Consider the following 21,507-nt stretch of genomic DNA (forward strand, 5'->3'; position numbering starts at 1 on the left):
CCCGACGCTAAACCCTGCCGCGGGCGTCAGGGCAAGCCCGACGATCAGCCGAAGATCGCGACGGGATCGCCGGTGAACCAGACGTTGTCGATGACGACCCGGCGCATGACCCAGCGGTCGCCGTCGCGGACGAGGTCCACGTCGTAGCGGTTCTTCAGCAGGGCGAACGTGCCGTGGTCGGCGGTGAGCAGGTGCTGGGCCTCCACCAGCGCGGTGAGGCGCGCGGTGTCGCCCTCCACCGCGACGCGCGGGTTGGCGACCTGGTGGGTGGTCGTCACCCGGCCCGCGAACAGGGCGAGGATCGTGTCGACGATCGCGTCCCTGCCGGTCATCGGCGGCGGCGCCGCGCCCCACTTCGCCGCCGCGGGCCGGAAGTCCAGCTCGGCGTCGGGCGCGAACGACGAGGCGAACAGGTCCCGGTCCGGGAGGTCCTGGCCGAGCCCGAAGCGGTACAGCGCGTCGATGATCTCGACGCGGTCCCCCAGGTCCGAGGGGCGGCGGGCGGCTTGGTGCTCGACCACGTACATGAACGCTCCTTATTAGACGGTGCCCTCAACTCTCGCCGCGCGCCTCGGCGTGATCAATCACGACCGGTGGAAGGATCGTCAACCCGGACTTAACGATCGGGGTGGTCATGCTGGAGCGGCACGAGCTGGACGCGTTCCTGACCCTCGCCGAGGAACTGCACTTCGGCAGCACCGCCGAGCGCCTGCGCGTCTCGACGGCCCGGATCAGCCAGACGATCGCCCGCCTGGAGCGGCGCGTCGGGGTCCCCCTGTTCACCAGGACCAGCCGCCGGGTCGAGCTGACCGCGACCGGACGGCGGCTGGCAGAAGAAGTCGGACCGGAGTGGGCGCGCATCCGCGCCGCGGTCGAGCGCGCGATCGAGCACGGCCGAGGCACCACCGGCACGCTGACCGTCGCCTTCGTCGGCGCGGCGTCCGGCCAACTGCTCGTCGGCGTGGCCGAGGTCTTCGGCGAGCGCCTGCCGGGCTGCCGGGTCGTGATCCGGGAGGCGCGGGCGGGCGAGGTCCTGCCCTGGCTGCGCGGCGGCGAGGTCGACCTTGCCTTGTCCACTCTTCCCGCCCCTGACGCCGACATCGCCGCTGGCCCAGTGCTGGTGAGGGAGGCGCGGATGCTGGCGGTGCCCGCGAACCACCCGTACGCCCGCCGCGATTCCGTCTCCGCGGCCGACCTGGCGCGGGTTCCCCTGCTGACCGAGCCGATCCAGGAGGCCCTCACCCTCGTCGGCGCGGGCCAGGGCGTCCTGCCCGTCGGCGCGCACGCCCGCCGCTACCACCCCCGTCCCGACGTCGTCTACGTCCTGATCGACGACGCCGAACCCGTGGAATGGGCCCTGCTGTGGCGCGCGGACGGCGCGACCGCCCGCGTGCGCGCCTTCGCCGAAGCCGCGGTCGACCTGCTCGGTCAGCCCTGAGCGAGGTCGGCGAAGCGGCTGTAGTGGAGTTGGTGGGCGACGACCACGGTGGCCGTCGGACCGGCGCGGTGCTTGGCGATGATCAGGTCGGCCTCGCCCGCGCGCGGGTCGTCGCGTTCCCAGGCGTCGGGGCGGTTGATGAGGAGCACGATGTCGGCGTCCTGCTCCAGGGAGCCGGACTCGCGCAGGTCGGACAGCATCGGGCGCTTGTCGGTGCGTTGCTCGGGGCCGCGGTTCAGCTGGCTGATGGCCACCACCGGCACCTCCAGCTCCTTGGCCAGCAGCTTGAGCTGCCGGGAGAACTCCGACACCTCCTGCTGCCGCGACTCGACGCGCTTGCCCGAGGTCATCAGCTGCATGTAGTCGACCACGACCAGCCGCAGGTCGTGCCGCTGCTTGAGCCGCCGCGCCTTGGCCCGGATCTCCATCATCGTCATGTTCGGCGAGTCGTCCACGAACAGCGGCGCCTCGCTGATCTCGCTCATCCGCCGCGCCAGCTTGGTCCAGTCCTCGTCGCTCATCCGCCCACCGCGCATATCGGCCAACCGAATCCGCGCCTCGGCCGACAACATACGCATGACGATCTCCGTCTTGCTCATCTCCAGACTGAAGATGACGCTCGTCATGTGGTGCTTGATGCTGCACGACCTGGCGAAATCCAGACCCAGCGTCGAGTTGTGCGTCGGCACCATCGACCGGCTCGCCAGGTAGAGGTGATCGGCGTTGTCCACTTCCACACAGCGGACCGGGACGCTGGGGACCGGGCGCACGTCGGTGATGAAACGGGAGCCGGTTCGCACCGGCGCCTTCCCGCGACGGCGTTCCTTCAGCAGCAGACGCTTGCGTTCCAGGCGGAAGACGTCATCGTCGGTGCCGAAGGTCAGCGTGTAGGCCGTCGATGTCTCCTCGGACCGACCCCGCACTCGTTTGGTGGTCATCCCGCACCGATAACCCAAGCCGACGATGAGTTCGCGCACGTCTTCGGCCAAGCGCTTGTTGGTGACCGAGAACTGCACCGAACCGCCGGTGGTGACCGTTCCGTCGGTGTCCAGGAGACCCGCCAGCAGCGCACGCCGTTGGGCGACCGACCCCCGCAGGTAATCCGCGGGAATGTGCTTCGCGTTGAGCACGCCGATCGTCCGCAGCCGCGCCTGCACCGTTCCGTGGCGATCGTGGCAGCGCTGGCAACGACGCAGGCCTACCGCTGGACCACCGCAGTCCGGGCAGCTCGGGGCCGCGACGGGAGCGGAGACGAAGCGCGCCCTTCCACCACAGGACCGGCCACACGTGCGCACTTGGCTGGTCTGCGGGACGAAGCTCGCCCCGCAGACGACACAGGCGCGCGGCTCGACCGGCTCGTCCTCGGCCATCCGGATTCCGTAGTGCAACTTCCCATGCGGTACGACGCGGTAGCCCTCGGCCTCGACGTGGCAGACGATCTCCGGGTCCGCGGTGGTGAACCGGGCGCACGCGGAGTGGCCGTCGCCCAGCCAGACCCCGAGCACGTACGGGGACACCAGGTACTCGCGCTCCGGCAGGTCGAGCGGCGCCGCGTTGACGACGGAGTGGTTCAGCCTGCGGTCGGCCGTCCGGCAGCGCAGCGTCTCGGCGATCTGTCGCGTCGTGCGGACCTCGGCGAAGGTCTGCTGGTTGCGCAGGCGGGAGGCAGCCTCCCGGGCGGATCGCCGGGAGGCGCGGGTCTCCGTCAGCCACTGGTGCTCGGCGTCGGCCACGATCACGGTGCCGTCGGAGAACTCGACCTCGTAGCAGGGGCGGCCCACCATCACCTCGGTCGCCGCGACGACCGTCGTCGGACGGCCGTCGGCGCCCATGAGCCGGTCTCCGACCTGGACATCGCCCATGGTGGTCCAGCCGGTGGGGGTGGGCAGCGGGGTGTCGAGCGCCAGTGCCTTCCCGACACCCGGACGGGCCGCGACGATGATCATCTGGCCGGGGTGGAGGCCGTTGGTGATCTCGTCGAGGTCGGCGAAGCCGGTGGGGATGCCGAGGGACTGGCCGCCTCGGGAGGCGATGGCGTCGATCTCGTCCATCGTGGGCTGGAGGAGTTCCTCCAGGGCCACGTAGTCCTCGCTCATGCTGCGCTCGGTGACCTCGTAGATCGAGGCCTGGGCGCGGTCGACGACCTCGGTGACGTCCGCGCCCTCTGCGCCCTGGTAGCCGAGTTGGACGATGCGGGTGCCCGCCTCGACCAGCCTGCGCAGGATCGCCTTCTCGGCGACGATCTCGGCGTAGTAGCCCGCGTTGGCCGCCGTCGGCACCGTGGCGATCAGCGTGTGCAGGTACGGCGCGCCGCCCACGCGGCGCAGTTCGCCGCGGCGTTCGAGCTCGGCGGAGACCATGATCGGGTCGGCGGGCTCGCCGCGGCCGTAGAGGTCGAGGATGCAGTCGTAGATGACCTGGTGCGCCGGGCGGTAGAAGTCGCCGGGGCGCAGGGCCTCGATCACGTCGGCGATGGCGTCCTTGGACAGCATCATCCCGCCGAGGACGCTCTGCTCCGCGGCGAGGTCCTGCGGTGGCTGCCGGTCCATCCCGTGGTCCGGGGGTGTGGGCAATCGGTCGTCGGTCAGTGCCACAAGGTCCCCCTCACTCGCCCGGCAACGGTACGTCCGCGGGCCGACAAGATCCGTCGGCGAGGCGACGCTAGGGCCCCGGACCGGGCATGACAAATCAGCCTGTGCACGCCCCTGTGGATAACTTGGGGATGCTTCCCACACCCCGGCCGAGGGCTGTGGACAGACTGGGGACAACTTCGGTGGTGTTCACCGAATACGCAGGTCAGGGCCTGTGAACAGTCTGGGGACAAACTCGTTCGGCGTGTCGCGCGGAGTGCTCCGTTCGGCGTGTCGCCAGCCCCCGTCACCCGACCGGGTACACCCAGCCTGTGGACAGAATGTGGACAAGCGAAGCGCCCCTTCCACACGGCGGGAAGGGGCGCTTTCGCGAGTGGGTCAGCTCGCGGCGGTCACCTGGATGGTGAACGCGGCGGACACCTCGGGGTGCAGGCGAACGCTCACCGAGTGCTTGCCGACGGTCTTGATGTGGCCGGACACCTCGAGCGCGCGCTTGTCGAGCACGGGGCCGCCCGCGCTCTTGACCGCGGCGACGATGTCGGCGGTGGTGATGGAGCCGAACAGCTTGCCCGAGCCCGCGGCGGCCTTGGCCTTCAGCGGAACCGTGCCGAGGTCGGCCAGCTTCGCCTTGACCTCCTTGGCGTGGTCGAGGTCGCGGATCCGGCTGGCCTCCTGGGCCCGGCGGATGACCTGGACCTGCTTCTCGGCGCCCTTGGTGGCGACGATCGCGTAGCCGCGGGGCAGCAGGTAGTTGCGGCCGTAGCCGTCCTTGACCTCGACGATGTCGCCGGGGCCGCCCAGGCCGCTCACGTCGGTGGTGAGGATGAGCTTCATGTCGTCCCCTCCTTAGCGCGCGGTCGAGGTGTAGGGCAGCAGAGCCACCTCACGGGCGTTCTTCACCGCGGTCGCGATGTCGCGCTGGTGCTGGGAGCAGTTCCCGGTCACCCGGCGCGCGCGGATCTTGCCGCGGTCGGAGATGTACTTGCGCAGCAGCGTGGTGTCCTTGTAGTCGATGTTGACCGGACGCTGCTTCTTCTCGTCCTTGCAGAACACGCAAACCTTCTTCTTCGGCTTGCGAATGGGTGGCTTGGCCACGTCAGTACTCCTGGATAGCTAGCTCGTGGGAAGTTAGAAGGGCGGCTCGTCGTTGAAGCCCCCGCCGCCACCGCCGGATGAGGCGGGCGGCGCGGAGCCCCACGGGTCGTCGGCGGGCGGGCCCGACGGTCCCCCGCCGAAGCCGCCGCCGCCGGAACCGCGGCTGACCTTGTTCACCTTGGCCGTGGCGTAGCGCAGCGAGGGGCCGATCTCGTCGACCTCCAGCTCCATGACGGTGCGCTTCTCGCCCTCGCGGGTCTCGAACGAGCGCTGCTTGAGCCGCCCGCTCACGATGACCCGCGCGCCCCTGGTGAGGGACTCGGCCACGTTCTCCGCCGCCTGGCGCCAGATGTTGCAGCGCAGGAACAGCGCCTCGCCGTCCTTCCACTCGCCGCTCTGGCGGTCGAAGGTGCGCGGGGTGGACGCGACGGTGAAGCTGGCCACGGCCGCCCCGGAGGGGGTGAACCGCAGCTCGGGGTCAGCGGTCAGGTTGCCGATGACGGTGATCGTCGTGTCGCCAGCCATAGCCCGGGCCTCAGGCGGTCTCGCGCCGCAGGACCTTGGTCCGCAGCACGGACTCCTGCAGCGAGAGCTGGCGGTCCAGCTCCTTGACGGCGTCCGGGTCGGCGTTGACGTCCAGGACCGCGTAGATGCCCTCGGCGTGCTTCTTGATCTCGAAGGCGAGGCGGCGCTTGCCCCAGATGTCGACCTTCTCCACGTTGCCGCCCGACGTCCGGATCACGTTGAGGAACGTTTCCAGCGACGGGGCGACGGTGCGCTCATCGAGTGTGGGGTCGAGGATGACCATGACCTCGTAATGACGCATGAAGACCACTCACCTCCTGTGGACTCGGCGGCCACGGACGTTCCGTGGCAGGAGGGTCTGCGCCGGACAGCGTAACAGCGTCCCCGCGTCAGCCCCGACGCAGGACCCAGGTGCGCACCAGCGCGCCGGTGACCACCGACAGGAGCAGCACCGCCAGCAGCACCGGGAGGGCCACCTGGCCGCCGCCGACGGGCAGCGCCCTGGCCTCGCCCGCGGTGTCGACCACGCCCTCCCGGCCGAGCAGCCCGAACTCGGGGCTGTAGCCGGGGACGCTGCCGTAGCGGTCGTCGGGGCTGGGCGCGAACACGCCCGCGTGGGCGACCGGGATGCCGCCGTAGTCACGCGGCGCGGACCGGGCGAACTGCGCCGGGTCGTACAGCTCGACCTCGGCCGGGGCCGCGTCCGCGCCGCCGACCGGCTGGGCGTTGGGCGTCGTGGCCGGGTCGTCGGCAGCGGGCGGGCGCGGGGCCTCGCCGGGTTCGGCGTCGGTCTTGTCCAGGGCGTGTACGGTCATCCCGCACGCCTCGGCGACCCGCGTCCGAACGCCGTCGGTGACGGCGGCCGCGGCGGGGGCGATCTCGGGCAGAGGGGCGACCGCCTCGGCCACCGCGTCAGCGATGACCGCGCCGGGGATCTCCGCCGAGCCGTTCGGCACGACGCCCACCGGGATCGCCGGGCCGAGCGGGAAGGCGAGGTTCACCGCAGCCGCGCGCAGCCCGCCCAGCTCCGCGCGGGTGGCGTCGGTCACCAGCCGGGAGACGGCGATGCGGGACAGCCGCACGGGCTGGCCGCGGAAGGCGTGGACGGTCTGCTCGCAGTCCACGGCCAGGAAGGGCGGCGGGGCGGCGCTGGCCGAAGCGGGGATCAGGGCCGTGGCGGCGCTGGCCAGGATGGCGGCGGTGATGCCGAGCAGCCTGCGCACCGGCGCGTCCCTTCATCCGATCGGGTGACTGAGCAGAACCCTAGATCGTCAGACGGCCGTGCGCCGAAGGACCCACGTGCGCACCAGCGCCGCGGTGACGCCGGAGAGGACGAGCACGGCCAGCAGGACGGGGAACGCGATCCGGTTGCCGCCGGGCGCGCCGATCGCCTCCGCGTGGCCCGCGGCCTGCACGCCGTCGCCCAGGCCCTCGCCGCCGAGGATGCCGAACTCGGGCGTGTAGCCGGGCACCGCGCCGCCGTAGCGGACCGCGGGCGACGGGCTGAACAGGCCGGGCGCGAACGCCGGGATGTCGCCGTAGTAGTCGCGGGGGACGCGGCCGAGGCCGTTGTAGAGCGGCAGGCCGCCCACGCCGACGCCGCCGCCGACGACCGGGTTGCTCACGCCGGGCGGCGACGGCGAGCCGCCGCCACCGCCGCCGGGGTTCGTGCCGGGCGTCGAGCCGCCGCCACCGGGGTTGGTGCCCGGCTGGCCGGGGGTGTCGGGGTCGCCCGGGGTGGCGCCGGGCAGCGGCAGGGCGCCGACGCCCTGCTCGATGGCGCCGCCGACCGCCTCGCCGCCCTCCTGGATGGGCGCGGCCGCGCCGTTGACCACGTCGGTGGTCACCTTGCACAGGCCGGTGAGCATGTCGGTGACCGGCGAGAGGAGCTTGCCGAGCGGGAGCTTGTCGGTCACCAGCTTGGCGATGGTGCCGCCGCTGATGACGCCGTCGGCGGTCTGGATCGCGCCGATGGGGATCGGCCCGATGGTGTCCAGGGTCCGCTGCACCGGGCCGCTGATGAGCCCGAGCAGGTCGAGCGGGCGCAGGACGTCGAGGATCGGCTTGGCCACCGCGGACGGGGCGAGCGAGATGGGGGTGCCGGGCGCGCCCGAGACCGTGGTCGAGCAACTGCCGATGACGACGGGCTCGGCCGCGGCGGCGGTGGAGGTGCCCACCACGAGGCCCGCGGTCGCGCCGCCGAGCAGCAACGCCATCCCGGCCGCGATAGTCCCGACGCGCCGTCGCATCCCTAGTCCTCCCGGGTACCCGCGAGTAGCTTTTATGTAGAGAACGACGGTAACCCGTGCGCGTGACGCCCACCAGTGCGGATTCCCTACCTTGAGCTACGAGTGCCCCAGTCGGAGCAGAGCGTCACCGGCACAGGTGAGGGCTACCGCCGACGCCCCCGGCGACTACGCTCGCTGGCCATGAGCATCGGCGCCCACGTCCGCGATGACGACCCGATCGGCGCGGCGCGCGAGCGCGGCGCCGATGTCGTCCAGTTCTTCCTGTCCGACCCGCAGGGGTGGGCGGCGCCGAAGCCGCACCCGCAGACCGATGAGCTGCTGGCCGCGGACCTGACGGTGTTCATCCACTCCCCCTATCGGGTCAACCTGGCGAGCACGAACAACCGCATCCGCATCCCGTCGCGAAAGCTCGTCGTGCAGCACGCGGAGGGCGCCGCGGCGGTCGGCGCGAAGGGCCTGGTCGTGCACGGCGGCCACGTCACCAAGGACGCCGACCCGGCCGAGGGCCTGGTCAACTGGCGCAAGTTCTTCGAGCGGCAGAGCAAGGAGGGCGGCTTCGCCGTCCCCATCCTGATCGAGAACACCGCGGGCGGCGACAACGCCATGGCCCGCCGCTTCGACATGCTCGCCCGGCTCTGGGACGAGGTGGGCGAGTTCGGCGCCGGGTTCTGCCTGGACACCTGCCACGCCTGGGCGGCTGGCGAGGACCTCGTCGACGTCGTCGACCGGGTCAAGGCGATCACCGGGCGCATCGACCTGGTCCACCTGAACAGCTCGCGCGACGAGTTCGACTCCGCCCGCGACCGGCACGACAACATCCGCACTGGCACGATCGATGCGGACCAACTCGTGGCGGTCGTGGCCGCGGCGGGCGCGCCGGTCGTCGTCGAGACACCCAGTGAGGGTCAGGCGGAGGACATCGCGTTCCTGCGCGCCGCGCTCGGGCGGTGACCCGGTGCCCCCCGGCGTGACCGCATCAGGGAAGGCGGACACCGGCGTGCCCGACGGCTCCCCGGACCGGCAGCGGGCGGGCGTCGGGCTCGGGCGGGTGGCGCTGGCCGTGATCGTGCTGGCGTGCGGGGTCACGATGCTGCTGGGGTTCGCCAACAAGGACCGCTGCACCGGGCCCCTGTTCGACGAGTGGGGCCGCAGCGCGCCGGGCTTCGACGAGCGCAAGTACGCCGACGCCTGCTACTCCGACATCCAGTACCTGTGGATCGGCCGGTCGATCGACCAGCACGTCTTCCCGTACGTCCACGGCGGCATCAACGAGCGCGGGGAGCTGACCGGGGGCTCGGTCGAGTACCCGGTGCTGACCGGCCTGCTGATCTGGGCGGGCGCGCTGTTCGTCCACACCGACGCGGGCTTCCTGCTCGCGTCCGCGCTGATCATGGCCCCGTTCGGCCTGGTCACGGCGTGGCTGTTGGGCAGGCTGTCGCGGTGGCGGGCGCTGATCTGGGCGCTGTCGCCGCCCCTGGTGCTCTACGCCTTCCACAACTGGGAGCTGCCGGTCGTCGCGTGCGCGGTCGCGGCCGTGTACGTCGTGCACCGGGGTTGGGGCAAGCGCGGGGTGGACCGGCCGCTGCGCCAGCGGGCGGCGGTGGCGGCGGTGCTGCTCGGACTGGGGTTCGCGTTCAAGATCTACCCGGCGATCTTCGTCCTGCCGCTGATGCTCTACGTGCTGACCGGCGGCCGCGACGGCAAGGAGCTGCCCGAGGGCAGGACCCGCGACGTCGTCGGCATGGTCCGCACGGCGCTGATCGCCATGGGCACCGCGATCGCGGTGAACGTGCCGTTCGCCGTCATCGGGTTCGACGGCTGGCTGGCCTCGTTCGCCTTCCAGGGCCAGCGCAAGGCCGACATCACCGCGAACTCCATCTGGTTCTGGGCGCTGCGCCCCGACTCCGACCCGGACAACGGCATGGTCCACGCGATGATCGGGGTCGCGTCGCCGGTGCTGATGTTCGCCGCGTTCGGCGCGGCCTGCGTCTACGGCTGGTCGCGCTACCTGCGGGAGGGCACCTTCCCCTGGGTCGCGGTGTCGGCGGCGATGCTGTGCGGGTTCCTGCTGCTGCACAAGGTCCACTCGCCGCAGTACGCGCTGTGGCTGGTGCCGTTCTTCGTGCTGATGCGGGTCAAGTGGGGGTGGATCACCGCGTACTTCGTCGCCGACCTGGCGATGGGGATCGGCATCTTCCTGTGGTTCGCCACCATCGCCGCCGACCAGCCCGCGGGCATCTACGACGGCTTCGCCGCCCAGGCGGTCATGATCGGCGTCTGGGGCCGGGCGGCGCTGCTGGTCGGGCTGTTCTTCGCGTTCCTCGTCAACCGGTCCACGGTCGACGACCTGCCTAGACCAGCGCGGGTTCCCTGACCGCCACCCGCCTGCGGTGCGCGAGCGACTCGCTGGTGATGAGCAGCAGGGCCGCCCACACCATCGCGAACCCGATCCAACGCGCGGTGGTCATCTGCTCGCGGAAGACGACCAGGCCCAGGATGAACTGCAGGGTCGGGGTGACGTACTGCAGCAGGCCCAGGGTGGCCATCGGCACCCGGGTGGCCGCGCCGCCGAACAGCAGCAGCGGGACCACGGTGATCAGCCCGGTCCCGGCGAGCAGCAGGGCGTGCGGCCAGCCGTTCCCGCCGAAGGTGCCGCCGCCGGTGGTGTGCAGGAAGACCAGGTAGCCGCCCGCCAGCGGGACCAGCAGCGCCGTCTCCAGCGCCAGCCCCTCGACGGCGCCGATGTCGGCCTTCTTCTTCATCAGCCCGTAGGTGGCGAACGACGCCGCGAGCGCCAACGCGAGCCAGGGCAGGGTGCCGTAGTCGAGGGTCAGCTGCACGACCGCGACGAGCGCGATCGCCAGCGCCGCCCACTGCACCGGCCGCAGCCGCTCGCCGAGCAGCAGCACGCCCATGAGGATGGTGACCAGCGGGTTGATGAAGTAGCCGAGGGAGACCTCGACGACGTGCCCGTTGTTGACCCCCCAGATGAAGATCACCCAGTTCGCCCCGATGACGACCGCCCCGATCGCCACGTAGGCGAGCGTCCGCGGACTGCGCAGGACGTTCCGCAACGCCCGCCAGCGACGGGCGGCCAGCAGCAGCGCCCCCACGGCGGCCAACGACCACGCCACCCGATGCGCCAGCACCTCGATGGGGCCGGAGGGCTCCAGGAGGGGCCAGTAGAGCGGGAAGAACCCCCAGATCACGTACGCGCCCAGGCCGAGGAGGAAACCGTTCTCCCGAGTGCCCACCGCTTCCTCCGATCATCCGACCGATGGTCTACCCCATGGCAGCGTGGGGGCGCGAGCGGGATATTCCTGGAGGTGACGGAGGTCGCTTGGCGGGGTGGGTCGGCTCTTGCTGCCGGTCCTTCCGCTGGGGGGCTTCCTGTGGGTGCTCCTGTCGCGCGCCTTCCCGCCGTGCGCCAACCCACTGCGCGCCGATCCGCCGTGCACGCGCTGGTCGACCGCGCGTTATCCCGCCGGGCGTGGGTTGCGTTGTCGGTGGCAGTGGGGTGAGGGTTTCGCGATTTGCTTTGGTGGTCCGATGGGTCCACTCCATTGGACAGTGCTGGTGGGGCGTGTTGCGTTGGGTGGGGGGTTGCGCTGCTTTTTCTTGTTCTTACTCGTATCCTTGTTCTGCTATTAAGCTGTGACTAGTTGTGCTGGTTCTTCTTTTGGTTGTTCCTTGCGGCGGAGGGTGAAGCGGTCGGGGGCGCCGTCCAGGACTCCGCCTATGGGGTCGTCGTCGCCGTGGGCTCGGACCAGGTCTCGGTGGGGGCGGTAGATCTCGATGATCACCATGACGCAGAGGGCGATTACTGCCAGGTCGCGGGCCACGACGAAGCCGAGGAACCAGTCCTGGGGTAGGCCCTTGTTGTCGGTGCCCAGGTAGAAGAACATCCGGGGGGCCCACAGGGCGGCGTCGATGGCCATCCAGGCCAGGAGGGGTTTCCAGCGGGGGATGGCCAGGATGGCCAGCGGCACCAGCCACAGCGAGTACTGCGGGCTCCACACCTTGTTCGTCAGCAGGAAAGCCGCCACGACCAGGAAGCACAGTTGGGCCACCCGCGGTTTCGTCGGGGCGTGCCAGGCGACGAAGGCGATGGCGGCGCAGGCGGCCAGGAAAAGGACCGCTGTGACCGTGTTGAGGACTGTCGGGGGTTCCTTGAAACCGAGGGGGCCGTCGAATCCTGGCCAATTCAGCCACTGCATGAAGACGTTGTAGAGCGAGTCCGGGTCGGCGCCTCGGGTGGAATTGAGGCGGAAGAACTCGCCCCAGCCGCGGGCGGTGTCCGGGTGCAGGTAGAACGGGGCGTTGACCGCGGCCCAGGTGGCGGCCGCCGCTCCTGCCGTCCGCCACCAGTCCCGCGTCTTGCCCGAGCGGATGCACAGCACCAGGAGTGGGCCGAGGAAGAACAGCGGGTACAGCTTCGCCGCGCCGCCAAGTCCGAGCAGGACGCCTGCGAGGACCGGGCGTTTGCGGGCCCAGGCGAGCAGGCCCACGGCGGCGAACGCGGTGGCGAGGGTGTCGAAGTTGGTGAACGCGTGGACGATCACCAGTGGCGAGAGCGCGATGAACGCGGCGTCCCATTTGCGGCGTTTGGCGCAGAGGGCGACCGCCCAGATGGTCACCAGCCAGGCCAGGGCGAGCCAGAGCGCGGTGATGTCGAAGTAGACGACCACGTCGAGGCCGGTGGGCAGCCAGCCCTGTTTGGCCAGCTCCACCCAGCCCTGCGCCATCTGGGCGTTCGCCCACATGAACATCCCGGTCAGCACCGGGTACTCCATGTACCGCTCGTGCTGGGTCGGCTTGCCCTCGTCGTCGTACCACATCGTGGCGTAGGGGAAGCCGCCCCTGTCCAGGCGTTCGGCGCCGTAGAGCGGGACGATGTCGGAGTAGCACATGGCGGTGAACTGCCTGCTGCCGCTCCAGTCCAGCCCGAGCGAGCCGTCCGGCCCGGCGTTCTGCTGGATGCACGCGGCCTTGCCGAACCAGCTCAGCGCCAGCGCGACCACGGCGAGCAGCAGGCCGACGCGCAGCGGCGTCCAGAACCAGTGCCTGCCGACGACCGCGTGCTCGCCGATCGGCCCGCCGAAGGGGATGCTGGCGTCGCGCGCCAGCGACTCCGTCAGCGTCGGCCGGACCCGTTCGTCCGCGCCGAGCGAGGCGGTGTCGGCCACCCCGCCCGACCCGCGGGACCCGCCCACGGGCGACTCGTCACGCCCCTGCTCGCTGCGACCTGGATCACCTGGCACGGCGCGATGCTACGGCCTGCCGTGCCTGGCCGGGATAAAGCCTCACGCAGACACCCCCGAAACGGCGATTCCCCAGGGGCCGGACGGCCTCCTGGGGAATCGCGCGGTCAGCCGCCTGGCAGCAGACCGGGGTTCGGATCGTCGTCGTCACCCGGCGGCTTGCCCGGCCAGCCCGGCCGGTCCGGGGTGGTGGTCGTCTCGTCGGGCTCGGTGGTCGTCTCGGTGTCCGAGGTCTGCCCGGTGGTGGTCGTGGGCTGCTCGGAGCTGGAGGTCGGCGGCTGCGCGCTGGTCACGTCGGTCGTGTCGTCCGTCGTCACCGGCGGCTGGGTCACGACCTCCTCGCGGCCGATCGGGTCGAACGGGCCGAACTCCAGCTTCTCCTCGCCCGCGAGGTAGCGGTCCATGAACCGCTGCCAGATCTCGCCGGGCAGGCCGCTGCCGTAGATGGTCGTGCGGTCCTTGTCGAACAGCCTGCGCTCGGTCTCGTCACCGGTCATGGACACCGCCGTGGAGATCTGCGGGGTGTAGCCGACCATCCACGCCTTGGCGTTGTACTTCGTCTCGACGCCGTTGGAGTCGACGTACTGGTGCGTGCCGGTCTTGCCTGCGCACAGCCTGCCGTCCGCGCACGGGATGTCGGAGTACTCCGGGATCGGCAGCAGCGACTCGGTGACGTTGCGCGCGATCTTGGCGTTGAGCTCGCGGTCCTGGTCGAACGCCAGCTTGTCCTGGTGGTCGGGGTGGATCGAGGCGTCGTAGAAGATCTCGCCCGACGGGGTGAGGACCTTGCTGACGATGTGCGGCGGCCGGTACGTGCCGTTCGCCGCGAAGGTCGCGTAGGACGACGCCATGTCGACGGTGCTGACCATCGTGTCGCCACCGCCGATGGCGATGTTGATGCTGCGGTCCTTGATCGGGGTGCGGATGCCCGCCTGCTTCGCCGCCTCGGCCACGCCGGTGGGCTTGACGTCGTTGTAGACCATGTCGCTGAACACCACGTTCAGCGACTCCTTCATCGCCTCGGCGACGGTGCACTGCTGGCCGCACCGGGGGGTCGAGGCGTTGCGGACGATCTTGCTCTCGCCGAAGGACTTCGCCGTGCTGTCGTAGGACTCGCCCAGGCCCTTGCCCATCTTGAGGAGGGCGACGAGGTCGAAGGGCTTGAACGACGAGCCGGGCTGCTGGAGCGCGGCGGCGTAGTCGAACTCGTAGCCCTTCTCGCCGCCGTAGTAGGCGCGGATCTCGCCGGTGCCCGGGTCGACGGCGACCAGGGCGGGGTGCAGGTTCTTCGGCTGACCCTTCATGACCTCCCGGACCGAGTCCTCGGCGATCTTCTGCGCCTTCGGGTCGATCGTCATGACGACGGTGTACCCGCGGGCCTTGATCTCCTCCTCCGGGATCCCCTTCTTGGCGAGCTCCTCGAAGGCGAGGTCGGTCAGGCCCTTGCGCGGGCCGGGCAGGCTGGTCTTGGTGTCCGCGGCGTCGACGGGGGTCGGGAACTCGCCCTTCTCCGCCTCGGTCATCCAGTTGAGGGCGATCATCCGCTTCGTGACGTAGCTCCAGCGCTCCTGCTGGTAGGCCTCGTTGTTGGCCCGGCCGGGGGACTGGATCACGCCCGCGAGCAGCGCCGCCTGGCTCTTGGTGATCTTGGAGATGTCGTCGAGGTTGAAGAACGCCTTCGCCGCCGCCGCCACGCCGTAGGCGCCGCGCCCGAAGTAGATCGTGTTCAGGTAGGCGGTGATGATCTCTTCTTTTTCGTACGTCTCGCTCATCTTGTACGCCTTGACCATCTCCACCCACTTGCGGGAGAGGGTCGCGTCGTCCTGACCGCTCGACTTCTTGATGTACTGCTGGGTGATGGTCGAGCCACCGCCCGCCTTGCCCTGGAGCTGGTTCCACACCGCGCGGGCGATGCCGCTGAGGTCGAAGCCCGCGTTGGTCTCGAAGGTGTCGTCCTCGGCGGCGTAGACGGCCTTCTTGATCTGGTCGGGGATCTGATTGTGGGTGAGCATGATCCGGTTGCCGCCGTCGTCGGCGACCTTGGTCATCTCCGAGCCGTCGGCGTACTGGAACGTGACGACCTTGCTCTGCTCCTTCGCCACCTCGGCCGGGTCCTTGACGTCGACCATCTGGTAGGTGATGAAGAACGCCACGATGGGCAGGATGATGCCCAGCGCGGTGCAGACGTACGCGGTGCGCCGCACCCGCCGCCAGATCCTCTTGCGGCGGGCGAGCTTGGTGTCGGTCACCGGCTCGTCGTCGTAGTCGTCGTAGCCGTCGTCGTAAAACTCGGCCTCGTCGTCGGGCTCGCGGTGGGTGAGCAGCGCGGGCTCGGGCACCGGGCGCTCGGGCGGCTGGCGCATCATCACCGTCGGGTCCTCCGACGGGTCGCGCCGAGGCGGCATGGCCGGCGGCGGCCGGAAGCCGGGCGGCGGGGTGCCGGGACCGCCCGGGGGACCCATCGGCGGCCTGCCCGGACCGGGCCTGCCGGGACCGGGAGGACCAGGGGGGCCACCCGCCGGGCCCATGGGCCTGCCGGGCGGCAGGGGCGGGCGCATCCCGGGACCGGGCCGCTGCGGGCCGTGCGGGCCCCGGGGACCGTCGGCGTGCGCGCCGGGGACACCCGGCTGCGGACCGGGACCGCCTGCCTGGGGCCCGGGGCCACCTGCCTGGGGACCGGGACCGCCTGCCTGGGGACCGGGGCCGCCTGCCTGCGGGCCGGGGCCGCCTGCCTGGGGGCCGGGGCCCGCCGGGCGCGGCGGACCGCCCGCGGGCGGGCGCGGCGCGGGGCGGGACGGCTGGCTGCCGGGCGCGTCGTCGTCCTCCCACATCGGGCTCCAGAACCCGGTGCGCTCCTCCCGGCGGTGGCCCGTGTCCGGGTCGTCCCCGGATGGCCAGTCGGGCTCGTCGCGCCTGCGGTGGTCAGGGTGGTCGTTCACGCAAAGCCTCCAGATCGGCGCCCCGGCTCGGGGGCGTCGTCGTGCCCGGCGGGGACCCGCACAGCCGTGCCGGTCACTCGGCCGCCGTCTTCCTGCGGTTGCCGGGCGCGCGGACGCCCCCGGTCCCCAGGACGTATGACTGCACCAGGTGGTTCCACGAACAGGTCCGGCAGACCTCGACGACGTGCACGGTGAACTCCGCGAACACGGCCGCCATCCTGGTCAGCTCGTCCGGGGTGCGGGCCGAGCCCGCCAGGTGCTTGATCTCGTCGCCGTAGACCCAGCTCACCCTGGTGAGCTGCTCCCTGCGGCAGACGGGGCAGGCCACCTCCGTCGGCTCACCGTGGAACTTGGCCGCCCGCAGCAGGTAGGGGTTGGCGTCGCACACCTCGTTGGTGCCGACCCGGCCCGCGTGGACGTCCGCGAGCAGCGTCCGTCGCTGCAACGCGTAGTCGACCACCTGCCGCTGCGTTCGCACCCCGACAGCGTACGCGCGCCCAATATCACGGTGCCGCCCCGTTCGGCCCAACCGACATGCGCGGGGTAGCCGAATCGACCTCCGAATACCGCCTGACCGGCGCAATCGCCGATGTGGACCGGCGGCGTGGCCATGACCACAGGAGATCAAGTTGTCCGTACGCGGATGTATCGGCACGATATAGTCAGTCGGTAGGTCATGGTCGAACATGAGCGAGTCGACAGGAGGTGGCCCGTGCTCGACTTCGCGATTCTCGGGCTGCTCCACGAAGCCCCGATGCACGGGTACGAGCTGCGCAAACGCCTGCACGATGTGCTGGGCGCCTGGCGGACGTTCTCGTACGGGTCGCTTTACCCGACGCTGCGGCGGCTGCTGCGGTCCGGACTGATCGTCGAGGAGGCGCCCGAACCCGGGCAGTGGGGCAGGCGCGCGAAGCGCGTCTACAAGCTCACCGCCGAGGGCAAGGAGCACTTCGCCGGGATGCTGGCCGACGCGGGCCCGCAGACCTGGGACGACGAGAGCTTCGGCGTCCACATGGCGTTCTTCTCGCGGACACCGGCCGAGATCAGGATGCGGATCCTGGAGGGCAGGCGCCGCCGCGTGGAGGAGCGCAGGGAGGGCTTCCGCAGTTCGATGCAGCGCGCAGGCGAGCAGATCGACCGCTACACGCGGGAGCTGCACCGCCTCGGGCTGGAAGCAAGCGAGCGCGAAGTGCGTTGGCTCAATGAGCTGATCGCGCACGAACAGCGCGAGCAGCGCGACACCACCGACTGAAGACCGGGAACAGGCAGATCGACAAGGCACGTCGCCTGGGAACACCCCGCGCACCGCGCGGGTAAAACACGAGAAGGGAATCCGACAATGGGCGGTAACCGCCGGAGTGTGCGGGTGGCCATCGTCGGCGTCGGTAACTGCGCGGCGTCGCTCGTCCAGGGTGTGCACTACTACCGCGACGCCGATCCGGCCGCGCGGGTGCCGGGTCTGATGCACGTCCAGTTCGGCGACTACCACGTCGGCGACGTGGAGTTCGTCGCGGCGTTCGACGTCGACGCCAAGAAGGTCGGCCGGGACCTGTCCGAGGCGATCGTGGCCAGCGAGAACAACACGATCAAGATCTGCGACGTGCCGCCGCTGGGCGTCACCGTGCAGCGCGGGCACACCCTCGACGGGCTGGGCGAGTTCTACCGGCAGATCATCACCGAGTCCGACGAGGAGCCGGTCGACGTGGTGGCCGCGCTGCGCGAGGCCGAGGTCGACGTGCTGGTGTCGTACCTGCCGGTGGGCTCGGAGGACGCCGACCGCTTCTACGCCCAGTGCGCCATCGACGCGGGTGTGGCCTTCGTCAACGCGCTGCCGGTGTTCATCGCCTCGGACCCGGAGTGGGCGGCGAAGTTCACCGAGGCGGGCGTGCCGATCGTCGGCGACGACATCAAGTCGCAGGTGGGCGCCACGATCACCCACCGGGTGATGGCCAAGCTGTTCGAGGACCGCGGGGTCGAGCTGCAGCGCACGTACCAGCTCAACTTCGGCGGCAACATGGACTTCATGAACATGCTGGAGCGCAGCCGCCTGCAGTCGAAGAAGATCTCCAAGACGCAGTCGGTGACCTCCCAGATCCCGCACGAGATGGCCAAGGCCGACGTGCACATCGGTCCGTCGGACCACGTGCCGTGGCTGGACGACCGCAAGTGGGCCTACGTGCGCCTGGAGGGCCGCTCCTTCGGCGACACCCCGCTGAACCTGGAGTACAAGCTGGAGGTCTGGGACTCCCCCAACTCAGCAGGCGTGATCATCGACGCGGTGCGCGCCGCCAAGATCGCGCTCGACCGCGGCATCGGCGGGCCGATCCTGTCGGCGTCGTCCTACTTCATGAAGTCGCCGCCGGAGCAGTACGCCGACGACGACGCGTTCGAGGCCGTGGAGGCGTTCATCCGCGGCGACGTCGAGCGGTAACTGCGCGCGTCCGGGTCGCCACCTGGGGTTTCCCGGGTGGCGGCCCGCGGAGTGTTCGCCGCCCGTTCACCTCGATGCCCGCTGCGCATGGTCTTCGGCTCCTAGGTTCGCGCCGTTCCCGACTGAACCGCGTGGCCGCCCGGAACCCGGGGTGGCCTGCAAGGAGGCACCGTGTCCGACGGCCGGATCGATCTACCGCTGCTGCCGCCCCACCACCCGCTCGGCCGCGCGGCGGTGACCTGCGAGTACCGCTGCGGCAACGCCTGTTCCCACGAGGCGCCCAACACCTCGGACAACGAGTACTTCGGCGACGTCGTCCGCTCGATGGTCTCCCGCAGGGGGATGCTCAAGGCGGGCGCCGTGCTCGGCATCGCGGGCGCGGGCGTCGCGGCGACCGGCGGCGTCGCCGCGGCCCACCGCGGCCCCGGCGGCCACCGCCCGCCGCGCGGCCTGGACTTCGCGCCGGTCGCGCCCAACACCGAGGACCGGATCGTCGCGCCCGCTGGCTACCGCACCGACGTGGTGATCCGCTGGGGCGACCCGGTGCTGCCGGGCGCGCCCGCGTTCGACTTCGACAACCAGACCCCGGAGTCGGCGGCCGCGCAGTTCGGGTTCAACAACGACTTCTGCGGGCTGGTGCCGCTGCGCCGCGACCAGTGGCTCATGGTGAGCAACCACGAGTACAGCAGCGAGCCGTTCATGTTCAAGGGCTACAGCGCGTCGGCCCCGACCGAGGAGCAGGTCCGCATCGCGTGGGCCAACCACGGCATGTCGGTGGTCGTCGTCGAGCGCGACCGGCGCTCGGGCGCGCTGAAGGCGAAGGTGGACCGGCACTACAACCGCAGGATCACCGCGACGTCGGAGTTCGAGGTCAGCGGCCCGGTCGCCGGGCACGACCTGCTCAAGACCACCGCCGACCCGTCGGGGCGCAAGGTGCTGGGCACGCTCAACAACTGCGCGGGCGGCGTGACCCCGTGGGGCACGATCCTGTCCGGCGAGGAGAACTTCAACCAGTACTTCGCCAACGGCAACAAGGTCACCGACCCGGTGGTGAAGGCCCGTCTGGCCCGTTACGGCCTGGTCGGCGGCGCGAGCGGCCGCAAGTGGGAGAACTTCGACGACCGCTTCGACCTGTCGAAGGAGCCCAACGAGGCCAACCGGTTCGGCTGGATCGTCGAGATCGACCCGTACGAGCCCGACGCCAAGCCGGTCAAGCACACCGCGCTCGGCCGCTTCAAGCACGAGGGCGCCAACGTGCACGTGGCCCGCGACGGCCGCGTGGTCGCGTACATGGGCGACGACGAGCGCTTCGACTACATCTACAAGTTCGTGTCGAAGGAGCGCGTGCGCCCGGGCAACAGCCGCTGGGCCCGCGCGCACAACAAGAAGCTGCTCACCGAGGGCACGCTGTACGTCGCCAAGTTCACCGGCGACTCCCCGGCCGCGGAGATCGACGGCTCGGGCAAGCTGCCCGCCGACGGCCAGTTCGACGGCGTCGGCCACTGGATCCCGCTGGCCAGCGGCCGCAAGTCGTTCGTCGAGGGGATGAGCGCCGAGGAGGTCTACACCTTCACCCGCCTGGCGGCGGACAAGGTCGGCGCGACGAAGATGGACCGGCCCGAGGACGTCGAGGCCAACCCGCGCGACGGCCGGGTGTACGCGGCGCTGACCAACAACACCGACCGGGGCAAGCCGGGCAAGGAAGGCCCGACCGAGATCAACCCGCGCAACGGCAACCGGCACGGGCACGTGCTGGAGTGGGAGGAGCACCGCGGCGACAACACCGCGACCACCTTCCGCTGGCGGCTGCTGCTGGTCTGCGGCGACCCGGCGGCGTCGGACACCTACTTCGGCGGCTACGACAAGAGCCAGGTCAGCCCGATCTCCTGCCCGGACAACCTGGCCTTCGACAAGCACGGCAACCTGTGGATCTCCACCGACGGCAATGCGCTGGGCTCCAACGACGGCATCTTCGCCACCGCGACCACCGGCCGCGAGCGCGGCCACCTCAAGCAGTTCCTCACCGTGCCGAACGGCGCGGAGGCCTGCGGCCCGGTGATCGAGGAGGACTTCGTGCTGGTGTCGGTGCAGCACCCGGGCGAGATCGACGGCGCGTCCGCGGACAACCCCGCATCGCACTGGCCCGACGGCGGCGCGACCCAGCCGCGGCCGTCGGTGGCCGTGGTGTGGAAGCCCGGTCGCGCGATCGGCTCCTGAGTGGACGGACGCCCGCGGCGCGCGCCGCCGCGGGCGTCCCGTTTAGGGTTGGGCCATGCCCATCGCGCTCATCACCGGTGCCTCCCGGGGCATCGGCGCCGCCGTGGCCCGCTCGCTGGCCGACAGCCACACGCTCCTGCTGGGCGGCCGCGACGCCGACGCCCTGGGCGCGGTGGCCGCCGGGCTGCCCGACGCCCGCCCGTGGCCGGTCGAGCTGACCGACCCGGCGGCCGTGGCCGACGCCGTCGCCGGGATCGACCGGCTCGACGTGCTGGTGCACTCCGCGGGCATGGCCAGGGTCGGCCCGCTCACCGAGGCCCCCGCCGAGCTGTGGCGGCGGATGTACGAGGTCAACGTGGTCGCCGTCGCCGAGCTGACCCGGCTGCTGCTGCCCGCCCTGCGCGCGGCCCGCGGCCGGGTGGTGCTCATCAACTCCGGCGCGGGCCGGGTCGCCAACGCCGGGTGGGGCCCGTACGCGGCCAGCAAGTTCGCCCTGCGCGCCTACGCCGACATCCTGCGCGATGAGGAGCCGGACCTGCGGGTCACCACGGTCTACCCCGGCCGCACCGCGACGGACATGCAGAAGGTGGTCCGCGCCGACGAGGGCGGGGCGTACGAGCCGCACCGCTACCTGCGCCCGGAGTCCGTCGCCGCCGCCGTCCACCACGCGGCCACCGCGCCGGACGACGCGCACCTGACCGAGATCGTCGTGCGCTCGCGCGGCTGATCGGGAAGACGCGCCGCCCGCCTGGTCCGGGGTC

The 21,507-nt window shown here is 71.0% G+C and carries 19 protein-coding genes; 7 read left to right on the top strand and 12 right to left on the bottom strand.

Translation table 11 applies throughout. From position 1 onward, the window contains the following. Positions 1-44: 44 nt before the first annotated feature. Positions 45-527 carry a nuclear transport factor 2 family protein gene (locus IEY98_RS04980; RefSeq protein ID WP_189209054.1) on the bottom strand — a complete coding sequence of 161 codons (483 nt, stop codon included), beginning with the start codon at positions 525-527 and terminating at the stop codon, positions 45-47. Between the two features lie 107 nt (positions 528-634). On the opposite strand from IEY98_RS04980, the gene IEY98_RS04985 reads away from it, so the two are divergent. Then, complete coding sequence (locus IEY98_RS04985) at positions 635-1,438, top strand: LysR family transcriptional regulator (RefSeq protein ID WP_189209055.1); 804 nt, start codon at positions 635-637, stop codon at positions 1,436-1,438. Here IEY98_RS04985 and dnaB read toward each other — a convergent pair. The 7 genes from dnaB to IEY98_RS05020 all read right to left on the bottom strand — a co-directional run bounded on the left by dnaB (position 1,429) and on the right by IEY98_RS05020 (position 7,898). Beyond that, positions 1,429-4,032, bottom strand: coding sequence for a replicative DNA helicase (gene dnaB, locus IEY98_RS04990; protein ID WP_229786593.1), 2,604 nt, complete (start codon positions 4,030-4,032; stop codon positions 1,429-1,431). The genes IEY98_RS04985 and dnaB overlap by 10 nt on opposite strands. A 375-nt stretch (positions 4,033-4,407) precedes the next feature. Then, positions 4,408-4,863: a 50S ribosomal protein L9 gene (gene rplI, locus IEY98_RS04995; RefSeq protein ID WP_189209057.1), complete on the bottom strand. Its 456-nt coding sequence runs from the start codon at positions 4,861-4,863 to the stop codon at positions 4,408-4,410. Between the two features lie 12 nt (positions 4,864-4,875). Then, positions 4,876-5,124: a 30S ribosomal protein S18 gene (rpsR, locus tag IEY98_RS05000; RefSeq protein ID WP_189209058.1), complete on the bottom strand. Its 249-nt coding sequence runs from the start codon at positions 5,122-5,124 to the stop codon at positions 4,876-4,878. A 33-nt stretch (positions 5,125-5,157) separates the two neighbouring features. Next, the gene (locus IEY98_RS05005; RefSeq protein WP_189209059.1) at positions 5,158-5,649 is read right to left on the bottom strand and encodes a single-stranded DNA-binding protein; all 492 of its coding nucleotides are present in this window, start codon (positions 5,647-5,649) and stop codon (positions 5,158-5,160) included. Between the two features lie 10 nt (positions 5,650-5,659). Further along, positions 5,660-5,950 carry a 30S ribosomal protein S6 gene (gene rpsF / locus IEY98_RS05010; protein ID WP_189209060.1) on the bottom strand — a complete coding sequence of 97 codons (291 nt, stop codon included), beginning with the start codon at positions 5,948-5,950 and terminating at the stop codon, positions 5,660-5,662. Between the two features lie 88 nt (positions 5,951-6,038). Then, positions 6,039-6,872 (bottom strand): hypothetical protein, encoded by an 834-nt coding sequence (locus IEY98_RS05015; protein WP_189209061.1) that lies wholly within the window; start codon positions 6,870-6,872, stop codon positions 6,039-6,041. Between the two features lie 48 nt (positions 6,873-6,920). Beyond that, positions 6,921-7,898 (bottom strand): hypothetical protein, encoded by a 978-nt coding sequence (locus tag IEY98_RS05020; protein WP_189209062.1) that lies wholly within the window; start codon positions 7,896-7,898, stop codon positions 6,921-6,923. A gap of 180 nt (positions 7,899-8,078) precedes the next feature. Here IEY98_RS05020 and IEY98_RS05025 point away from each other — a divergent pair, with 180 nt between their 5' ends. After that, positions 8,079-8,849, top strand: a complete 771-nt coding sequence (locus IEY98_RS05025; protein ID WP_189209063.1) for a deoxyribonuclease IV — start codon at positions 8,079-8,081, stop codon at positions 8,847-8,849. A gap of 136 nt (positions 8,850-8,985) precedes the next feature. Beyond that, a complete protein-coding gene (locus tag IEY98_RS05030; protein ID WP_229786754.1) occupies positions 8,986-10,272 on the top strand; it encodes a glycosyltransferase family 87 protein in 1,287 nt (428 codons plus the stop codon). Here IEY98_RS05030 and rarD read toward each other — a convergent pair. The 4 genes from rarD to IEY98_RS05050 form a co-directional block, all read right to left on the bottom strand. Further along, positions 10,250-11,152 carry an EamA family transporter RarD gene (gene rarD / locus IEY98_RS05035; RefSeq protein ID WP_189209065.1) on the bottom strand — a complete coding sequence of 301 codons (903 nt, stop codon included), beginning with the start codon at positions 11,150-11,152 and terminating at the stop codon, positions 10,250-10,252. The genes IEY98_RS05030 and rarD overlap by 23 nt on opposite strands. Before the next feature lie 393 nt (positions 11,153-11,545). Continuing rightward, positions 11,546-13,111, bottom strand: coding sequence for a glycosyltransferase family 87 protein (locus IEY98_RS05040; protein ID WP_189209066.1), 1,566 nt, complete (start codon positions 13,109-13,111; stop codon positions 11,546-11,548). A gap of 155 nt (positions 13,112-13,266) precedes the next feature. Beyond that, a complete protein-coding gene (locus IEY98_RS05045) occupies positions 13,267-16,098 on the bottom strand; it encodes a transglycosylase domain-containing protein (RefSeq protein ID WP_229786595.1) in 2,832 nt (943 codons plus the stop codon). Between the two features lie 73 nt (positions 16,099-16,171). Beyond that, complete coding sequence (locus IEY98_RS05050) at positions 16,172-16,576, bottom strand: DUF5318 domain-containing protein (protein WP_189209067.1); 405 nt, start codon at positions 16,574-16,576, stop codon at positions 16,172-16,174. A gap of 234 nt (positions 16,577-16,810) precedes the next feature. Here IEY98_RS05050 and IEY98_RS05055 point away from each other — a divergent pair, with 234 nt between their 5' ends. The 4 genes from IEY98_RS05055 (at position 16,811) to IEY98_RS05070 (ending at position 21,473) form a co-directional block, all read left to right on the top strand. Beyond that, positions 16,811-17,350, top strand: a complete 540-nt coding sequence (locus tag IEY98_RS05055) for a PadR family transcriptional regulator (protein WP_189209068.1) — start codon at positions 16,811-16,813, stop codon at positions 17,348-17,350. Positions 17,351-17,437: 87 nt separating this feature from the next. Next, positions 17,438-18,529: an inositol-3-phosphate synthase gene (locus IEY98_RS05060; protein ID WP_189209069.1), complete on the top strand. Its 1,092-nt coding sequence runs from the start codon at positions 17,438-17,440 to the stop codon at positions 18,527-18,529. A gap of 171 nt (positions 18,530-18,700) precedes the next feature. Continuing rightward, a complete protein-coding gene (locus IEY98_RS05065) occupies positions 18,701-20,746 on the top strand; it encodes a PhoX family protein (RefSeq protein WP_189209070.1) in 2,046 nt (681 codons plus the stop codon). A gap of 55 nt (positions 20,747-20,801) precedes the next feature. Then, complete coding sequence (locus IEY98_RS05070) at positions 20,802-21,473, top strand: SDR family oxidoreductase (RefSeq protein WP_189209071.1); 672 nt, start codon at positions 20,802-20,804, stop codon at positions 21,471-21,473. Positions 21,474-21,507 lie beyond the last annotated feature (34 nt).

The sequence above is a fragment of the Actinokineospora fastidiosa genome (assembly GCF_014648415.1).
In the GTDB taxonomy this organism is placed as follows: Bacteria; Actinomycetota; Actinomycetes; order Mycobacteriales; family Pseudonocardiaceae; genus Actinokineospora; species Actinokineospora fastidiosa.

What these genes read in the sequence shown, in the direction of transcription:
- IEY98_RS05005 (WP_189209059.1), bottom strand. Translation starts at nt 5,649, where the DNA reads ATGGCTGGCGACACGACGATCACCGTCATCGGCAACCTGACCGCTGAC.
- rpsF (WP_189209060.1), bottom strand. Translation starts at nt 5,950, where the DNA reads ATGCGTCATTACGAGGTCATGGTCATCCTCGACCCCACACTCGATGAG.
- IEY98_RS05060 (WP_189209069.1), top strand. Translation starts at nt 17,438, where the DNA reads ATGGGCGGTAACCGCCGGAGTGTGCGGGTGGCCATCGTCGGCGTCGGT.
- IEY98_RS05025 (WP_189209063.1), top strand. Translation starts at nt 8,079, where the DNA reads ATGAGCATCGGCGCCCACGTCCGCGATGACGACCCGATCGGCGCGGCG.
- IEY98_RS05020 (WP_189209062.1), bottom strand. Translation starts at nt 7,898, where the DNA reads ATGCGACGGCGCGTCGGGACTATCGCGGCCGGGATGGCGTTGCTGCTC.
- IEY98_RS04980 (WP_189209054.1), bottom strand. Translation starts at nt 527, where the DNA reads ATGTACGTGGTCGAGCACCAAGCCGCCCGCCGCCCCTCGGACCTGGGG.
- IEY98_RS05030 (WP_229786754.1), top strand. Translation starts at nt 8,986, where the DNA reads ATGCTGCTGGGGTTCGCCAACAAGGACCGCTGCACCGGGCCCCTGTTC.
- IEY98_RS05070 (WP_189209071.1), top strand. Translation starts at nt 20,802, where the DNA reads ATGCCCATCGCGCTCATCACCGGTGCCTCCCGGGGCATCGGCGCCGCC.
- rplI (WP_189209057.1), bottom strand. Translation starts at nt 4,863, where the DNA reads ATGAAGCTCATCCTCACCACCGACGTGAGCGGCCTGGGCGGCCCCGGC.
- IEY98_RS04985 (WP_189209055.1), top strand. Translation starts at nt 635, where the DNA reads ATGCTGGAGCGGCACGAGCTGGACGCGTTCCTGACCCTCGCCGAGGAA.